This window comes from Dialister succinatiphilus YIT 11850 (assembly GCF_000242435.1).
GTDB classification, from domain to species: Bacteria; Bacillota; Negativicutes; order Veillonellales; family Dialisteraceae; genus Dialister; species Dialister succinatiphilus.
In genome coordinates, this window is the sequence record NZ_JH591189.1 from 133,370 (window position 1) to 151,047 (window position 17,678).

Here is a 17,678-nt window from a genome sequence, read left to right on the forward strand (position 1 = left end):
AGGGGGGCGAGCGCAGCGAGCCAGTCAGCAGAATGCGTATCAAGCTATATGACCCATAACGACAATCCCGTAACGCTGACTTTATAAGCATTGCCCGCAGGGCAATCCGCAACCCTCGGCCCGAAGGGCCGTCAAACTTAAGAACCTTCTGGCCAAAGGCCGGTCAATCCTAAGAACCTCTTTCCCTGCCCCCTGAGCGAAGCGAACCACAACCCTTCTACACAACCTGCGGCGCCAGCCGCGCCCCTTTTTTATAACTTGCGGCGGAGCCGCCACCACAACCCTCGGCCTGAAAGGCCGTCAACCCTAAGAACCTTACGAACCCTCGGGGCAAAGCCCCGTCAACCCTCACACCGAAGGTGTGCTATAATAAAAATCAAATCAGTTGATTAGGAGGCTGTCATGTCACAGAGTGCAATGCAGGAAATCACCTGCCCCAAGTGCGGGAAGAAACATTCCTTTCAGGTTTGGGACAGTATCAATACCCTTGAATTTCCGGAAATGAAAGAGAAGGTCAGGAACGACGAAGCTTTCCGCTACCGCTGCCCCGACTGCGGTGCCACGGCTCTTTTGAATTACAATTTCCTTTATCACCAGCAGGAGGACAAAATCCTTATTTTTGTGGATGCCGACGGTTCTTCCTATGGGGATATGGAAAAGATTCTGAAGCAGAGAGGTAATGCGTTTGACGGGTACCGGAAGCGCATCGTCCTTTCCTATAACGATTTCAAGGAAAAACTCCTGATTTTCGATGCAGGGCTGGATGACCGGATTGTGGAAATCATTAAGTCTTCCATTTGGGACAATGTGGAGGAACGGTACAAGGATAAGCACATTGATGAAATCTACTTTGCCACCAACGAAGACGGGGAGAATGGATTCCTTTTCCGGAAAGAAGGTCACATGGTGGCGTCCATGGAATTTGACAAGGCTCTTTACAATGCCATCAAAGAAGCGGCCCTTTCCCGTATCGATGCCATTTCCAGAGATGATCTCATTATCGACAGAAATTGGGCCAAAACCATTGTAGCCCGTCTGGGATAAAACAGGGAAAAATAAAAAGAGGCTGTGAAGAAATGATTCCCATTTTTTCACAGCCTTTTTGCGTGGCAATTTCTGTGTGCAGGGGGAAAATGCCTGCAGGATGACCGGAAAGGGAGTGCAAAGCCGCCGAAGGCGTGTCCAAAGGCGTCATCCGACATCGTCATCTCGAGCGGGGCTGCGTGCCGGTATGGGTGGTAAAGACTTTAGGCAATATGAAGCTCTGAGTCGAGAGATCTCCTGCCCCAATGCTTCATGAACCATGGTGGAGTGAGATTTCTCCACTCCGCTTCGCTTCGGTCGAAATGACGATAGGGGTGCCCGTCGCCACCGTCATCTCGAGCGGAGGATTTATGAGAAGATTGTCTCGCGGTGTTTTATTCTGCCCCCTGAATAGGGGTGGCAAGGGAACACGATTCGTAAGGAAGCGAAGCGACCTGAGAATCGTGTGACACGCTTTCCCGTGGAGAAGTCCGGCGCAGCCGGATAGGGGGAGGCGAGCGCAGCGAGCCAATCCGCAGAATGTTTTTCATGCCATATGACACAGAAAGTAAATCCCGTAACGCTGGCTTTATACTCATCGCCCGATAGGGCGATACCACAACCCTCGGCCCGAAGGGCCGTCAAACTTAAGAACCCTTGGGCCCGAAAGGGCCCATCAATCCTAAGAACCTTTTTCCGCAACCCTTCTACACAACCCGCCGCCGACAGGCGGCCACAACCCTCGGGGCGAAGCCCCGTCAACCCTCGCGCCAGAGGCGCGTCCCGTGATTGACATCCCCTGCCGGTATCCCCTATAATAGCTACAGTACTAAAAAAACCAAATCAGTACTGGGAGGAAAAATGAAAGACAGGCTTGTGCAGGCGACGCTGGAAGAAATGAAATCGCGATCGCTGAAGTTTACCATGGATGATCTGGCAAGGAAACTCCATGTCAGCAAAAGTTCCATTTATAAGATGGTGGAGTCCAAGGAGGATCTGGTGCGTCTGGTGATGCACTGGGCCATGGAACGGTTTGACCGGAAAGCGGAGACTCTGCTTCATGGAGAGGGGCCGGTGAACCGACGGCTCATGGCATTCTGCGGCCTTTTCTTTGATACCTTCTGGTACCTGCCGGATGCGGTGAATGAGGATCTGGAATCCAGGTATGAGGATATCTGGAAGGAATGGGAGAGCTACCGGGAGTCGAAGTTTGATGATATGGTGGCACTTCTGAAGGAAGGCGTGGATAAAGGGGAGTACCGGAAGGTGAATCTTCCGGTGGTACGGCAGTGTGTATTCTACGCGGCCCAGGGTCTCACGGATCCTGCCTTCCTTCGTGAAATGAATATGACCGGCAAAGATGTGCTGGAGATTCTGGAAGATATTATGCTGAAGGGTTTGGAAAAGCAGGAGCATGGACAAAGTCCGGCAGCACCTGCGAAAGAGGGGGAGAAGTCGAGATGAGGAACTGGAAGAAATGGGTGTGCCTCGCGGCAGCGGGTATGGCATTTTTCATGGCTGGCTGCGGTAAAGAAGCCGCCGTATCTACGGAAGCGCCGCTGGTGAAGACGGTGGTGGCAGGAGAAGCAGCCAAAGGGGAAAAGACAAGTTTCTCCGGTACGGTGCATGGGTATTTCGAATCTCCTCTGGCTTTCCAGACAGGAGGACGCATTATGGCCCGGTATGTGGACCAGGGCCAGCGGGTGAGCGCCGGTGAAGCGCTGATGAAGGTGGATTCCAAGGATGCCGAAGAGCAGGTGGCTTCCGCCCAAAGTGCGGTCATTGCGTCCCGGGCCAAGGCGGACCTGGCCTATTCTACGCTGGCTCGCTATGAAAAGCTTCACGCTGCCAATGCCATTTCCGATCTGAATATGGATCAGGTGAGGAACCAGGCCCAGCTGGCCCAGGCGGAGCTGGATTCTTCGGAGGCCACCCTTTCCCGGGCAGAGAATAATCTGGGCTTTACCCTGCTCACGGCAGACCGGGACGGAGTCATCGGTTCTACTCTCTATGAGGTGGGGCAGGTGGTGGCTGCCGGTACGCCGGTGGTGACCATTATTGATGATTCCAGACTGGATGTGCATATTTCCCTGACAGAAAAGCAGTACCGCTCCTATGGTGTAGGTACGCCGGCTACCGTGACCTTCTGGGCCCTGCCCGGTGTGACGGTAGAAGGGACGGTGCGTGATGTGGCAGCCGCTCCCAATTCCCAGACCGGCACCTACGATGCCAAGGTGACCCTGGTGGATCCGCCGGACACCGTGGCTGTAGGCATGACGGCAGAAGTGAAATTCGGCAGTCAGAAGGACAGTCAGGGATTCATGATACCGCTGTCGGCCATGGCTTCCCAGAAAGAGAATCCGTCCGTGTGGATCGTAAAGGACGGCAAAGTCCATCTGGTGCCGGTAACGGTGGGGCGGTATGGGGATGATACCGTGGAAATTACCGGCGGCCTTTCCCGGGGAGACCGTATCGTTTCCGCCGGCGCTTCCAAGCTGTCGGAAGGTGAAGAGGTGAGGACATGAAAAGGCTGAATCTGGCGGAATGGGCCATCCGCCATAGACAGATTATTTATTTCTTCATCATTTCCATTATCATTGGCGGTGTATTTTCCTATTTCCGGCTGGGACGCAGTGAAGATCCGAATTTCACAATCCGTGAAATGGTGGTGGCCGCTGCCTGGCCGGGGGCTACGGCAGAGCAGATTACAGACCAGGTCACCTATCCCCTGGAGCAGAAGCTCCAGGACACCAAGGGCCTGGACTATATCAAGTCCTTCACCCATGACGGGAAGACGGTTATTTATGTGGACTTGAAGGATGAAGTGCCTGCATCGGAAGTGAAGCAGCGCTGGCACGATGTGCGAAACGCCATAACCGATGTGTGGGGCGATATGCCTGCCGGCGTTATAGGGCCGGTGATTAACGACCGCTTCGATGATGTGTACGGCTCTATTTACGCTTTGACCGGCGATGATTACAGCTATGAGGAAAAGCGCAGGTATGCGGAAAATATCCGCCGGCAGCTGGTGCTGGTGCCGGACGTGCAGCAGGTGAAGCTCCTGGGCGTACAGGAGCAGATGATTTATGTGGAAATGGACCAGAACAAGCTGGCCTCTTTCGGACTGAATCCTTCTGATATTTACAAGGTGCTGCAGCAGCAGTCCGCCATGATGCCTGCCGGTACCATCCATACGGATACACGAAATGTGGCTATCCGGGTGGAAGGTCTTCTGGGGACTACGGCAGCTCTGGAAAATATTCCCATCCATGTGGGTGAGCGCAGTTTCCATCTAGGCGATGTGGCCAAAGTGACCCAGACCTATACGGACCCGGAAACGTCCCTCATGTATTTCAACGGCAAACCGGCCATCGGCATTGCCGTGGCCATGGCTGACGGCGGCAATAACCTGACCCTGGGCAAGAACCTGGAGGCTGCCGTAAACAGAATGAAAGGGGACCTTCCGGCAGGCATGGAAGTGAGCCTAGTGGCTGACCAGCCGAAGGTAGTCAACAATTCCATTGCCGAATTTACGGAAGCCCTGATTGAAGCCCTCATCATCGTAATGGCGGTGAGCTTCCTGTCCCTGGGCCTTCGGAGCGGCATGGTACTGGCCATGTGCGTGCCGGTGGTGGTGTGCGCCTCTTTCCTCTTCATGAAATGGCGGGGCATTGACCTTCATATCGTGTCTCTGGGCTCCCTCATCGTGTCCCTGGGCCTTCTTGTGGATGATGCCATCATCGTGATTGAAATGATGCAGGTGAAACTGGAGCATGGATGCAGCCGCATGGAGTCAGCCGAAGGCGCCTACAAGGCCTGTGCCGCCCCCATGCTGGCAGGCACCCTGATTACCGCAGCCGGCTTCATTCCCGTGGGCCTGGCCGTGGGGCAGGTGACAGAATATACCAATTCCCTTTTCTGGGTCATCAGTTCCACCCTGGTACTTTCCTGGATTGCTTCCATTTTTGTCAGTCCTGTTTTGGGATACCAGTTCATTAAACTGGGAAAACCGAATCCCATCAAGGTGAAAGTGCAGGAAAAGGCTTACAGTGCCTTCCGCAAAGCGGTGAAATGTTTCATTCATTACAGAAAAACGGCCATTGTGGGCGTGGAAGGCCTTTTCATCTTCTCTCTCCTCACACTGCCCCTGGTGAATCGGGAATTCTTCCCGCCTTCCGTTCGTCCGGAAATCATTCTGGACGTGAACCTGCCTTCCGGTGCCTCCATTAAAGACACAAAGAAAGTGATGAGCGCCGTGGCAGACAGCCTGTACGGTGACAAACGGGTGTCCTCCTTCTCCACCTACATCGGAGATACAGCGCCCCGTTTCATCCTTCTTTTCAGCCCCCAGGCAGCAGAAGACGACCATGGGCAGATGATTATCGTAGCCAAAGATACCACCTCCAGGGACAGCCTCCAGAAAGATGTGCAGAAATTCTTGGCCGACAGATATCCGGAAGTGCGGGCCCATACCCGCTTCATCCAGACCGGGCCGCTGGAAGAATATCCGGTAATGCTCCGACTCCGGGGGCCTGACGCCGGAAAGACGGCAGCCCTGGCAGAAGAGGCACTGGCCCTGATGAAGCAGAACCCCCACGTCACCAATGCGTCCCTGGACTGGCCGCAGCAGACACCTACGGTTCATCTGAAAATCAACCAGGACAAAGTACGGGAACTGGGCATCGACAACTATGCCGTTTCCCAGGACCTCTATGTGAAACTGTCGGGTTACAAAGTGGCTGAATCCTACCAGGGCGACCAGCTGGTGCCCATTTCCTTCCGCCTGGAAGGGGATAACGCCGCCCGTTTGGGAAGCCTTTCCTCCCTGCCGGTATATGTAGGAAACGGGCGCTACGTGCCGCTGGGTGAATTCGCCGATATTTCCTACCAGAACGAAACAAGCACCATCTGGCGCAGAAATATTGAACCCTGCATCACCCTCCGCAGTGATATTACCGGTGATGCTACCTCAGATACCGTGGCCTCCTCTGTCTATGACAAGACACTGAAAGATTTCAGAAATAACCTGCCCGAAGGGTACACCCTTGAAAAAGGCGGCACCCTGGAACGAAGCGACATTTCCATGGGACAGATCATGGCTACCGTGCCGATTATGATATTCATCATCCTCATGATCCTCATGTTCGAGCTGAAAGACCTGCGCCTTATGATTATTGCCGCCATCTCCGCTCCCCTGGGCATGATCGGCTGCATCCTCACCCTGGTGGTCACCCAGAAGCCCATGGGCTTCGTAGCTATCATCGGCATGCTGGCCATCGGGGGCATGGTGGTGCGAAACAGCATCATCCTGCTGGACCAGATCCGTCAGCACCTGGAAGACGGCATGACTCCCTATCACGCAGTGGTAGAATCGGCGGTCCTCCGTTTCCGCCCCATCATGCTGACCTCCTTTGCTGAAGTACTGGGCATGATTCCCCTGCTCCCGAACCCCTTCTGGAGCCCCATGTCCGCAGCCTTCATAGGCGGCCTCTCCGTGGCCACCCCCCTGGGCCTTCTCTTCGTCCCCGCCCTCTACTCCTTCTGGTATAAAGTGAAAGAACCGGAAGATATAGTGGAAGAATTTGAAGAACGGGCCGAAGAAAAGAGAGAAAGGAAAGCGGAGAAAGAGAAAGATAAAGAAACCCGGAAAAAGGCAAAGAAATAAAAAAGAATCCATCCCGAAAGGGGTGGATTTTTTTGATGGGCAGGCCCTTTGGGGGCTTGAGGGTTCAAAAGGACACGCCCTGTCGGGCGTGAGGGTTCTAAAGTTTGACGGGGCTATCGCCCCGAAGGTTCTTAGGTTTGACGCGCCTCCGGCGCGAGGGTTATGGTAGGCGCCTCTAATTTATAGATGGCGCCCTCTTATAATAAAACCTTGACAACCGCCCTGGCGGGCGAGGGAGATTCCCCCTTTGGTGGCTGGCGCCACCACCTTGCCCCCGCTTCGTGGTGGGACTATGGGTACTTAGCTATGGAGCCATGTCTCTGCAGGAAAACATAGAGCAGTTTATTCTGTCCCCCGGATGGGGGAAAGTCCGGCGTAGCCGGATAAGGGGGAGCCGCGTAGCGGCTAATCACCAGAATGCTTGCTATGCTATATGACGCAGAAAGCTAATCCCGTAACGCCGACTTTATACTCATCGCCCAAGGGGCGATACCACAACCCTCGGCCCGAAGGGCCGTCAAACTTACGAACCCTCCGGCCGTTAGGCCGGTCCATCTTAAGAACCCTTTTCCTCAACCCTTTTCCACAACCCGCCGCCGACAGGCGGCCACAACCCTCGGGCTGGAAGCCCGTCAACCTACCCCTCTGAACCCTCTGAACCTTTTGAACCCTTCGTATCCCACCGGAATGGAGTTCCGCAGAGCAGTGAGGATAGCTCTATAAACTCATTGCCCGCAGGGGAATACAATAAAAAAGGCAGTCAAAATGACGGTTTTGAAAGTTCATTCATGGAATGAACTTTTAAAATCAAGTATACAAAAAAAGATAAAAGGCCGGTTACTGCCATGAAAATAATCTGTAAAAAATATTTGCAAAGTCTTCCGCCCTATGCTACAATAGTCCTGCTGGGATGGCCCGGCTTTTTTAAATGCCAGGTTTGCAAATTTCTGTTGACTTGTGCATTGTGCTTGTGATATACTAATCAAGCATGTTAATTGGCCGCGGGCCGAGAAAGATTGAGTGAGGTGTAAAGAATGCGTGAAGGAATTACTCTTGCATGCACAGAATGCAAGCGCCGCAATTATCGTACAAACAAGAATAAAAAGAATACGACCGAACGTATCGAAATGATGAAGTATTGCAAATGGTGCCACAAACACACTCTGCATAAAGAAACCAAATAATTTTGAGTGATTGAAACTGGGGTGTGAGCATGGCCAAGGCGAAGCGTAAGACACAGGCAGCGAAAGCACAGGAAGCTAATGCTTCATGGACCAGGTTTTTCAAGGAAACCAAGATGGAAATGAAAAAGGTCATCTGGCCTGAAAAGCGCCAGATGGTCCAGTACACCATTGCCGTCATCGTGTCCGTGATTTTGGTTTCATTCCTGATCGTTGCAGTAGACTTCGTATTCAGTGGCCTCTCCAAATTGTTAGTACACGCTGTGGGCTGAAAGGAGAGAGACTATGTCGGATATGGAAGTTGAAAACAAGAATGTAAAAGCAGAAAATCAGGCTGAAGTCAGTGCTCCGACCGAAATTGGCGAACCTACTGAAGGGGCCAAGAAAGATATCCGCTGGTATGTCATTCATACCTATTCCGGATATGAAAACAAGGTCAAAGATACGCTGACAAGGAAAGTTCATTCCATGGGAATGGACGATACCATCCGTGAAATTCTGCTCCCACTGGAAGAAGAGGAAGAAGAAAAAGACGGGAAGGTAAAACTTGTCTCCCGTAAAGTATTCCCCGGCTATCTCCTCATCCGGATGGAAGTGAATGACAGGAGCTGGTACGTGGTCAGAAATACGCCCGGTGTTACCGGTTTCGTAGGAACCACCACCAAGCCGATTCCTCTTTCCGATGAAGAAGCTGAAAAAATCATTCATGGCGGCACCAAAGCAGCAAAGAATGAAATCAATGTAAAACCGGGTGACCGGATTCGCATAACAAAAGGCGTGTTCGAAGATCGGACCGCCGTGGTTCTGGAAGTTTCCGATGACAAGACCAAAATCAAGGCTGACATCAGCAACTTCGGTACCACTACTACGATAGAGCTGGAAGCCGGTTCTTTTGAACCTCTTCCTTAAATATACTCTTGTGAGACTGTCTTGAACTAGGCTCGTCTCACTGTGGGAGGGCCCGTTACAGCCCGAAATTACCACATTCCCAATACGGATAGGAGGTGTAACATTATGGCAAAGAAAGTTTCTAAAGTTGTAAAACTGCAGGTTGCTGCAGGCAAAGCTACCCCGGCACCGCCAGTAGGCCCGGCCCTCGGCCAGGCAGGCGTTAACATCATGGCCTTCGTTAAAGACTTCAACGATCGCACTGCTAAGCAGGTAGGCCTGATTATCCCTGTAGAAATTACCGTTTATGAAGATAGGAGCTTTACATTCATTTGTAAGACTCCGCCGGCAGCTGTTCTTCTGAAGAAGGCTGCAGGTATTGAAAAAGCTTCCGGTGAACCGAACAAGAAAAAAGCTGGCAAGGTCACCAAAGCCCAGGTCAAGGAAATCGCTGAAACAAAGATGCCTGACCTGAACGCTAACGACGTAGAAGCAGCAATGCGTCTCGTTGAAGGCACAGCCCGTTCCATGGGCATCGAAGTAGTAGACTAAGACTGACCCGTTCGTGGCAGGGTAAATCCCCAATGACCACATAGGAGGAAACAATGGCAAAACTGACAAAGAAACAGAAGGCAGCTGCAGCCATCGTTGACAGTCATAAGTTCTATGACCTCGACGAAGCTGTAAAGCTGGTCAAAGAAGCAGCATCCGCAAAATTCGATGAAACCATCGAAGCTGCTTTCAATCTCAATATCAACCCGAAATACGCTGATCAGCAGCTCCGCGGCGCTACCGTACTCCCCGCAGGCACCGGCAAAACCAAGAAAGTCCTGGTTTTCGCCAAAGACCACAAGGAAGACGAAGCCAAGGCAGCAGGCGCTGATTACGTAGGCGGAAAAGAACTGGCCGATAAGATTATGCAGGGCTGGATGGACTTTGACGTCGTAGTGGCTACCCCGGACATGATGGCTGTAGTTGGCCGTCTGGGCCGTATCCTCGGACCGAAAGGCCTCATGCCAAACCCGAAGGTTGGCACCGTAACCATGGATGTTACCAAAGCTGTCAACGAAATCAAAGGCGGCAAGGTTCAGTACCGTACCGACAAAGCAGGCAATGTACAGGTTATCATCGGCAAAGCATCCTTTGACGAAGACAAACTGAAACAGAACCTCCTGGCTATCTTCAACACCATTCAGAAAGCACGTCCTGCTTCTGTGAAAGGTGTATACATGAAGAGCCTGACCATCAGCTCTACCATGGGACCTGGTATCCATCTGGATATCTCCAGCGTAGCAGCACCAAAAGCTTAATAAGCCTATTTACACTTAGCTTAAGACCGGCGGTAAATCATTTTAAAGGGCCAAAGCCCGCCTCCCGAGGCTGAGTACTGGAAAGCCAGTACACGACCTCGCAGGCTCTGCGGGGTCGTTTTAGCTAACGTGATAAATATAAACCAATAGCAGAGGAGGTGTACTCATGAGCGAAGAAAAGTACGAAGTAAGAATTCGTCCCGAAAAGGAAGCTGTTGTTGCAGAAATGAAAGACAGACTCTCCTCCCAGGGCGTTGTTCTTCTCACATTCAACAAACTGACAGTGAAAGACGCAACACTGCTGCGTCGTAAATTCCTGGCTCACGGCGTTGAATACAAAGTTATTAAAAACACACTGACTCGTATTGCAGCTGACGAACTTGGTCTTGAAGGCCTTGACGATCTGCTCCAGGGTCCGAACGGACTTGCAACCTGCAAGGACGATCCCGTAGCACCGGCAGCAGCTCTGAAAGAATTCCTGAAGGAAACCAAGAGCGAAGCAATCACAGTTAAAGCAGGTGTACTCGATGGCAAAGTCATCGACAAGGACGCTGTCAAAGCACTGGCAGATCTGCCAAGCAGAGAACAGCTCCTCGGAATGGTGGCAGCAACCCTGCTGGCTCCTATTTCCGGACTGGCCCGTGCCCTCAACGGCAACATCCAGAACCTCGCATATGCTCTCGAAGCTGTGCGTAAACAGAAAGAATCTGCGTAATCGATACGCATAAAAATCATTCCATGGAGGAAACAAAAATGACAAACGAAGAAATCCTTGAAGCCATTAGCAATATGTCCGTTCTCGAACTCTCTGAACTGGTAAAAGCAATTGAAGACAAATTCGGCGTATCCGCTGCAGCTCCTGTAGCAGTAGCAGCAGCTCCGGCAGCTGGCGCAGCTGCAGCAGCTGAAGAAAAGACCGAATTCGACGTAGTTCTCAAAGAAATCGGCGAAAAGAAGATCCAGGTTATCAAAGCCGTTCGTGAAATCACCGGCCTTGGCCTGAAAGACGCTAAAGCTCTCGTTGATGGCGCTCCGAAAGAAGTTAAAACCGGCGTAGCTAAAGCTGAAGCTGAAGAAATGAAGAAGAAACTGGAAGACGCTGGCGCAACTGTAGAACTGAAATAATTGCGGCTATTCCAAAAAGCAAGATTAAATGGGGCTCTTAAGAGGGCTCCATTTTTTTTCGATAAAAATTCGATCAATTTTATTAGTCTTGAATTTTATCAAAATAGTAAAAATGCAGGATAATGAGTAAGTATACAGACTCACTATCCTGCATTTTTAATTTCTGTTATTAATTTGTACTTCTATATTGTTATCGTTAAGATATTTTAGAAAGTCCCATCTTTCATCTAAAACCGACTGGTTTAGCGTATTTGCCTGCTCTTCGCCATTTTGTGGAAACAGTGCATTCTCAAGTTTCGAAAATGCTGGTAAATAGTCTGGGTGTCTTGTAATCGTTTCTGACTTTAAAGTGATTTCACCATTTACGACTTGAAGTAGGTGATTTAATTGTTGGAGAATTTTACTGTTATAGTGCTCTACATAAAATTTAATCATGTAATACGATAAGAAATTTAATAAAAATAACAATACAAATCGATCAGCTAAGCAAAGCTTTCTTTGGATTACAATATTTGGAAATACAGTTCTTTTTAATGAATCAATTATATACTCAGGTCTATCGAATGAGTGAACGATGTTCTTTGGGGATACATCAGGCATATCAAAAGTTGACGTTTTAATTATAAAGCGGTCAGCCTGTTGAGCTTCAGCGCATTGAATAGTCTCATTTGTATAAGGAAATTTGCTATAACCAAGCATCCAATCAATAGATATTCCAAACACTTGTTGAAGATTTATTAATGCTTGGTATGATGGTTTATTTTGCATTGGAAATTTTTCGAAAAACGTTAAGTTTCCTTTACTCTTATAATTCAATAAAGAACTAAGTTCACGAAATGAGAGCTGATAGAAATTTCTGAGTAAGTACATTTTCTTTGAAAAATTGTAATCACTGAATTCATATGAATATTCGGGCATATTAAAATCCTCACATATCAAAAGAAACACTTGCAAAAAAAACACAAAGCGAATAAAATAAAGACATGAAACGTACAGTTTTAAAAAACCATGCTTTTTGAAACTATCTAAACAAAAACATTTATTGCAAAGAAGTTATTTGATAATTCGTAGATGTATGGAAGGTATTAAAAGTTAGAATATGCCAGTAGATGTGAATTGCTGAACGTTTTGATATTAAGTATTTTGTTTACTATTAGAAAGGAGATACCAAAATGATTGATTGTAGAGAATGGAAACAGGTAGAAATGCTCAATGCAAAGGATGTTGCAACGATTTTGAATATTCCGGTATCAAGGGCATATACAATCATCCGTGAGATGAACAAAGATCTTAAAGCCCATGGTAAACTGGTTCTTCGAGGACGTGTGAATAGAGCTTATTTTGAATCTAAGGTTCTCCCCTAACAATTACATTACTATTTTATTATAGCAAAGGAGAATACAAATGCCTATCTACAAATCTAACACCAAGCATAAAGGTAGAGTTTACCGAGTTCAAGTGCACGGAAAAATAGCACCAGGGAAATATTTAATCAAACGTGGTACTGCTCGGACTATGACCGAAGCCAAGAAAATGGAGGCTGACTTATTGTCGCAATTTGCTATTACCGCAAGTATGATGACAGTGTCAGAAGGAATTCAGAGATATTTAGAAGATCTCTGCCTTCGAGTTAAGTTGACTACTTATGTGTCTGCCGAAGCAGTGTTGCGAAAGCAGATTGAACCGTTTATTGGAACATATAAAATAACTGAAGTAACACCTCAGATAATTAGATTGCAGCTTCAGAATCACTGGCTTACCCAAGGTTATAAACCAGCCTATATTTCTCTTTTAAACTCAAGAGCCTCAGCACTCTTTAATTACTTTATGCGGTTTTACAACCTTCACGGAAACCCTGTTAAGTCTGCTGGTCATGTAGGTACTAGAAATTCGAAAGAAATGAGTTTTTGGACACTTGATGAGTTTAATGACTTTTGTAAGGGGCTGAATCCTAAGGATGATATATCGTATTATGTCTTATTCCAATTGCTCTATTATACCGGCATGCGTATTGGAGAAGCATTTGCTTTAGTGCCAGACGACATTGATTTTAATAGTCATCTAATTCATATTACCAAAACTTATGTACGGTTAAAAGGGCAAGACATTATTCAACCCCCTAAAACAAGGCAGTCTATTCGAGATATTAGTATTCCGGAGTTTTTGACTCGGATGTTGGCAGGATACATCAAACGATTACCGGATGAAAAAACGAGATTGTTTTTCAATATTTCAAAGTATAGTCTTTGGCGTAAAATGAGGTCTGTTTGTAAAAAGACAGGAGTGAAGCTTATTCGGGTTCATTCAATTCGCCATTCCGCAGTAGCATTCCTGATTGATCAAGGTGTTCCAATTCTTGAAATTTCAAAACGCTGTGGTCATCGATCACCCGACATAACATGGCGGGTTTATAGTCACTTGTATCCCAATAGGGAACAGTCAATTGCAAAACTATTAGATAAAGTTCATGAATCTGCACATGAAAACAATTGAAAAAAGAACCGGGACAACGGTTCTTTCTTCAATGGTCATATTCCACTATCTATTAATATCTTACTATGAAAATCTGCGTAATGCAAGGAATGTGGCCTCATGTTGTATTAAAAATTTTAGGAGGCTTTTTTATGTACAGAAATAAAAAGAAAAAAAATCCAGGACTTGAAAAATGGCAATCGCGTAGACCGAATGATCAGTGGATTCAGGTCTCTTATGGTTTATTAGACAGTGATGCATGTAAAGCATTGACCAAGAAACAATTGAATCTCTATTTCTTCGCGCAAAGATTGAGATTTAAAGCTCTGGTCGCTGCTTTAAGAAAGAATGAATCGCCCATCACTCCAACTACTAGATGGAGTGATTATGATAAGGTTACGGATGATACGACATATATTACATTTCAGACAGCAGTTAAGGGAGGGGTGTATCCCAAATATGATGAACGAACATTTTATAGTGATCGCAAAACATTAATTATTCTTGGATTTCTCGATATTGTCGTTGATGGAAAGACAGTAGCTCCTAAAATAGCAAGTGTATATCGGATGTCTAGCCGCTGGCAAACGATAAATGCCGATGATATTGCTCGACTGAAAGCAGCAAAGGTAATTGGTAGCAGCGCGAAAACTACGGAACAAGATAAGATTATCCGGAGTATTTATCAGAAGACAGATGAATAAGAAGTCTTTAATATTGAAATGCATATTTTTCTGTACCGGGTAAAATTTACTAGCCTAGTTACACGTAAATTTTATCCGGTACGAAAATAGTGAAAATTTCTGTATTATTCGGTAGTTACTGCAGATGTATCATATTGGTATTGCTCATGTGATTGAAAATCTGTAGACTGGTATTTTTTCAATGCTCGAATTAGGATAAAGTTCCGATATTATCGAGATCTTTGCGATTCAAGCTCAAAAAAAGTGTACATGTATTTTTCCCCCGCCATATATATATTTACCAAGCAATACGGGATATTTAGCTATAAACGAGTACTTTAATTTATTTACTAACTTAATTACGTTTGGATATTTGGCACTAGATAGAATGTCGATTTGAAGGAAAGGATGATTATTATGTCGAATTTGGAAGAATTTATCAAAAAATTTTCATATGAGTTTACATTTCAGGATGTTTATGTGACCAGATTTAAACAGAATGGAGATTGGATAGAAACTAAAATGTTTAGCCTCTTCCGAAATAAAAATGGCCATTTGGAGTATATTAAGATTAATCATGGCACTCGTGAGACGCTTGAAACATATCTCAGGGGAAAAGCTTTTCAGCATTTTGATAATGAAACAATAGTAATATCTCCGTTGGCTATTACAAGAAAAGGTTGCAAATATGCAGATGATCATTCTCCTGCTGCAGTCGTCATTTATTACAACTATAAGTTGGGTAATTCAAAGAAAGAAAACATTAAGTTAATGGAAAAAGTACTCAATGTATTTGTGGAAAACGTTGAAAATGCAAGGGATGAAGAAATGCATGCGTACAAATCTTTGAAAATGAAGATTAGCTTCCAAGTCAAGTGGATTAGGGTCTTAGTGAAGTCTATGACTTCTTATTTGGCAGATAATGAAAGAGTTCATAACAAGGCGTGGCTGGAAGCTGTGAATTCTTTAGACGATTTGATAAAAAGTAAGAGGGATGATCTGGATGAAGACCAACATAACCTTGTAAAATGGAACGTATATGCTCCATATCTCCCGGAATGGTGGTCAAATAAATATCCCCATTTTGATGAACAGCTATTTGATGAACGGTTATAAAAGTGATTTATTTAGCGACGAGGTGAAATGTATTATGGCGAGTCATGCAGAGAATATCAGACGTCTGCAAAAGAAGATTGACAAAATTGGTGAGCAGCGAAAGGATTATCAAGACAAGTTGGATAGAAGTGTTGCGCAGGCAAAAGCAATACAGAAAGAACTGGATAAAGAAAGGAGGAGGCAGCATTTTCAACGTTTAATCGAAGGCGGATTGGAAATTGAAAGAATTATGAAAAAAGAGGATCCGAATTTCAAACTGGATTCGGGCAGCGCGATATATGCCTTGAATCCTTTAACGATGGAAGTGGGGAAAATGGTGCTAGATAGTTTTGGCGCAGATTTAGATGACGTTGGAAATGGCTTTTTCCAAGACTTTTTTTTGAAATACATAGCTCCCGCCTATTATTCGAATGGAGAGCCGCTGTCAAAATCACCGGGAATGAAGTATACAACAAATCGAAAATGGCTGTGGCAGAAATACCTTGAGGTGGTGGAGGATCCTGATCAAAGATTCCAGGTGATTCAAAACCAGTGATTTTGGTTAGATAGACATTGCCAGACAGATGTACCTGGAGAGAGAAAAGCTGGGAATGCGCGCTTAGGCAACTCGTTCCGAGTTGCACGCGCGCCCTCCGGGGGTTTGATTCATCAAAAATGAAATCATCTATCGAATGATATGTTAAAAACGACAATCTATTGGAGGCTATCAAAATGGCGATTTATCACTTTTCCCTCAAAGTAGTGAAGGCCCATGCCGATTTGAAATTTGATTACATTGCTCGACAAGGGAAGTATTCAAACGGCAGGAAAGCTGAGGAATTGGTAACTTCATGGTCGGGAAATTTGCCATCCTGGGCTTCAAGTGCAAGGCAATTCTGGAAAACTATAGAGACTCATGAAAAGCCTGGGCAAAGTCGTGGAAGAACGATTGAATTGGCGCTTCCGAATGAATTGACCAATGAACAGCAGCTTCTATATACGAAGAAGTGGTGCGACGATAATCTAAAAGACCATGCGTATTCGGCTGCCATTCATCAAAAAAACAATAACCCCCATGTTCATATATTTTTTTGCGAGCGTAAGATTGACCGAAATAAACCGGAACCGGATGCTGAGCACTATTGTAAGCAACGGTCCGGATATTCAAAGGATAGGATGATTACAGGATCCAATCGAAAGGCATGGCTGATTGATAAACGTAAAAGTTGGGAGATAGCTACCAATAAGGCACTGGAGTTGGCTGGACAAAATGCGAGAGTCGATTCCCGTTCGTTAAAAGACCAGGGCAGTAATCGACTTCCCCAAATCAAGGTGGGGTATAAAGATTATATCAAACTTAATCGCACCGGCATGAAAGGAACGCGTTATGAACGCAATGAGAGAATCAAGCAATATAATCAATTGCTTGATTTAAGTGATGGGTATTTGAAGGAGTGCCAAAAGTTGGATGCTGAGTTTGAAGAGACTGCTCAACAGCTGGAAACTGAAAAGACGTTATTGAAACTAGAGCAGATTGATAGGGCGGCCAGACATGATGATGAATCAGTAGGTGCAGATCTGAATCAAAGTTCTAACGGGATGGCAGTTCCTAAGATGGTAGATAACAATACTGCTGATCAATTGAAGGAAGAAAGAACAATGCAGATTGAAAATGACGATAACAATAAAATAACTCGTATCTCCTGGGGCATTAATATTCGAACCAGACCGAGGTGCGTTTTTTTACAGTTTGCTGATGGTAAGGAAAAAGTTTTTACATATTCAAACTATGAGCAGTTGTTGAGTCAGTATACAAAGGAAATCCAGCATTATTATGAACAGCATCCGGAAATACCTTTTGAAAAAAGAGTGACATCCAATAGCCTTCAAAAGGAAATGGGAAAATTCCAGCAGAAATCCATTGGGCGTCAAAGGTAGTATGTAATGGTTAATGGTTGGATTCAAGAGCTAAAAATATAGCTATTCTATTTGTTGGAACTTAAACAGTCACATGGAAACACATAGTTTCTGTGTGGCTGTTTTTATTACAATGATTCATAGCGGGCAACATGATTTATACGAATTAAGAACAGGGGTATACTATGAATTTAATCGGCGATACAATATAGTTGTGTGGTGAATTTAGAAATGTGATTCTGCTGAGAGAAAATTTTTTACCCTGCGGATGCATGCTGAGAGAAGGAGCCCAAAAGGCTAAAGAGAACTTTCTGTTCGA

General features: G+C 46.4%; 18 protein-coding genes. 17 read left to right on the forward strand and 1 reads right to left on the reverse strand.

Features of this window, described 5'->3' with window-relative positions:
* The first annotated feature begins 402 nt into the window (after positions 1-402).
* The 11 genes from HMPREF9453_RS09530 (at position 403) to rplL (ending at position 11,192) form a co-directional block, all read left to right on the forward strand.
* Entirely contained in the window at positions 403-1,044 is a 642-nt protein-coding gene (locus HMPREF9453_RS09530; RefSeq protein WP_008860348.1) for a CpXC domain-containing protein, read from the forward strand.
* A gap of 840 nt (positions 1,045-1,884) precedes the next feature.
* Positions 1,885-2,487 (forward strand): TetR/AcrR family transcriptional regulator, encoded by a 603-nt coding sequence (locus HMPREF9453_RS09535; RefSeq protein ID WP_008860349.1) that lies wholly within the window; start codon positions 1,885-1,887, stop codon positions 2,485-2,487.
* 38 nt (positions 2,488-2,525) lie between these two features.
* Entirely contained in the window at positions 2,526-3,548 is a 1,023-nt protein-coding gene (locus tag HMPREF9453_RS09540; RefSeq protein WP_232217353.1) for an efflux RND transporter periplasmic adaptor subunit, read from the forward strand.
* A complete protein-coding gene (locus HMPREF9453_RS09545; RefSeq protein ID WP_008860351.1) occupies positions 3,545-6,688 on the forward strand; it encodes an efflux RND transporter permease subunit in 3,144 nt (1,047 codons plus the stop codon). Before HMPREF9453_RS09540 ends, HMPREF9453_RS09545 begins: the two co-directional genes overlap by 4 nt.
* 1,034 nt (positions 6,689-7,722) lie before the next feature.
* Positions 7,723-7,872, forward strand: a complete 150-nt coding sequence (gene rpmG / locus HMPREF9453_RS11300) for a 50S ribosomal protein L33 (RefSeq protein ID WP_008860352.1) — start codon at positions 7,723-7,725, stop codon at positions 7,870-7,872.
* Between the two features lie 29 nt (positions 7,873-7,901).
* Positions 7,902-8,141, forward strand: a complete 240-nt coding sequence (gene secE, locus HMPREF9453_RS09550; RefSeq protein ID WP_008860353.1) for a preprotein translocase subunit SecE — start codon at positions 7,902-7,904, stop codon at positions 8,139-8,141.
* A 13-nt stretch (positions 8,142-8,154) separates the two neighbouring features.
* On the forward strand, positions 8,155-8,778 hold the full coding sequence (gene nusG / locus HMPREF9453_RS09555) for a transcription termination/antitermination protein NusG (RefSeq protein WP_008860354.1): 624 nt from the start codon (positions 8,155-8,157) through the stop codon (positions 8,776-8,778).
* Positions 8,779-8,883: 105 nt separating this feature from the next.
* The gene (rplK, locus tag HMPREF9453_RS09560) at positions 8,884-9,309 is read left to right on the forward strand and encodes a 50S ribosomal protein L11 (protein WP_008860355.1); all 426 of its coding nucleotides are present in this window, start codon (positions 8,884-8,886) and stop codon (positions 9,307-9,309) included.
* A 53-nt stretch (positions 9,310-9,362) separates the two neighbouring features.
* On the forward strand, positions 9,363-10,067 hold the full coding sequence (rplA, locus tag HMPREF9453_RS09565; RefSeq protein WP_008860356.1) for a 50S ribosomal protein L1: 705 nt from the start codon (positions 9,363-9,365) through the stop codon (positions 10,065-10,067).
* Between the two features lie 166 nt (positions 10,068-10,233).
* Positions 10,234-10,782, forward strand: coding sequence for a 50S ribosomal protein L10 (rplJ, locus tag HMPREF9453_RS09570; protein ID WP_008860357.1), 549 nt, complete (start codon positions 10,234-10,236; stop codon positions 10,780-10,782).
* 38 nt (positions 10,783-10,820) lie between these two features.
* Complete coding sequence (gene rplL, locus HMPREF9453_RS09575) at positions 10,821-11,192, forward strand: 50S ribosomal protein L7/L12 (RefSeq protein WP_008860358.1); 372 nt, start codon at positions 10,821-10,823, stop codon at positions 11,190-11,192.
* A 156-nt stretch (positions 11,193-11,348) separates the two neighbouring features.
* On the opposite strand, the gene HMPREF9453_RS09580 is transcribed toward rplL, so the two are convergent.
* Positions 11,349-11,960 carry a hypothetical protein gene (locus HMPREF9453_RS09580; RefSeq protein WP_187368081.1) on the reverse strand — a complete coding sequence of 204 codons (612 nt, stop codon included), beginning with the start codon at positions 11,958-11,960 and terminating at the stop codon, positions 11,349-11,351.
* Between the two features lie 404 nt (positions 11,961-12,364).
* Here HMPREF9453_RS09580 and HMPREF9453_RS09585 point away from each other — a divergent pair, with 404 nt between their 5' ends.
* From HMPREF9453_RS09585 to HMPREF9453_RS09610, 6 genes are all read left to right on the forward strand, one after another.
* Complete coding sequence (locus HMPREF9453_RS09585) at positions 12,365-12,556, forward strand: hypothetical protein (protein ID WP_008860360.1); 192 nt, start codon at positions 12,365-12,367, stop codon at positions 12,554-12,556.
* 40 nt (positions 12,557-12,596) lie between these two features.
* Positions 12,597-13,685: a site-specific integrase gene (locus tag HMPREF9453_RS09590; RefSeq protein WP_008860361.1), complete on the forward strand. Its 1,089-nt coding sequence runs from the start codon at positions 12,597-12,599 to the stop codon at positions 13,683-13,685.
* Between the two features lie 131 nt (positions 13,686-13,816).
* A complete protein-coding gene (locus HMPREF9453_RS09595) occupies positions 13,817-14,368 on the forward strand; it encodes a hypothetical protein (protein ID WP_008860362.1) in 552 nt (183 codons plus the stop codon).
* A gap of 396 nt (positions 14,369-14,764) precedes the next feature.
* Positions 14,765-15,463 carry a hypothetical protein gene (locus HMPREF9453_RS09600; protein WP_008860363.1) on the forward strand — a complete coding sequence of 233 codons (699 nt, stop codon included), beginning with the start codon at positions 14,765-14,767 and terminating at the stop codon, positions 15,461-15,463.
* Entirely contained in the window at positions 15,450-15,998 is a 549-nt protein-coding gene (locus HMPREF9453_RS09605; protein ID WP_148363770.1) for a hypothetical protein, read from the forward strand. The genes HMPREF9453_RS09600 and HMPREF9453_RS09605 overlap by 14 nt, the downstream gene beginning before the upstream one ends.
* A 176-nt stretch (positions 15,999-16,174) precedes the next feature.
* Positions 16,175-17,380 carry a MobA/MobL family protein gene (locus HMPREF9453_RS09610; protein ID WP_008860365.1) on the forward strand — a complete coding sequence of 402 codons (1,206 nt, stop codon included), beginning with the start codon at positions 16,175-16,177 and terminating at the stop codon, positions 17,378-17,380.
* The last annotated feature ends 298 nt before the right edge of the window (positions 17,381-17,678 follow it).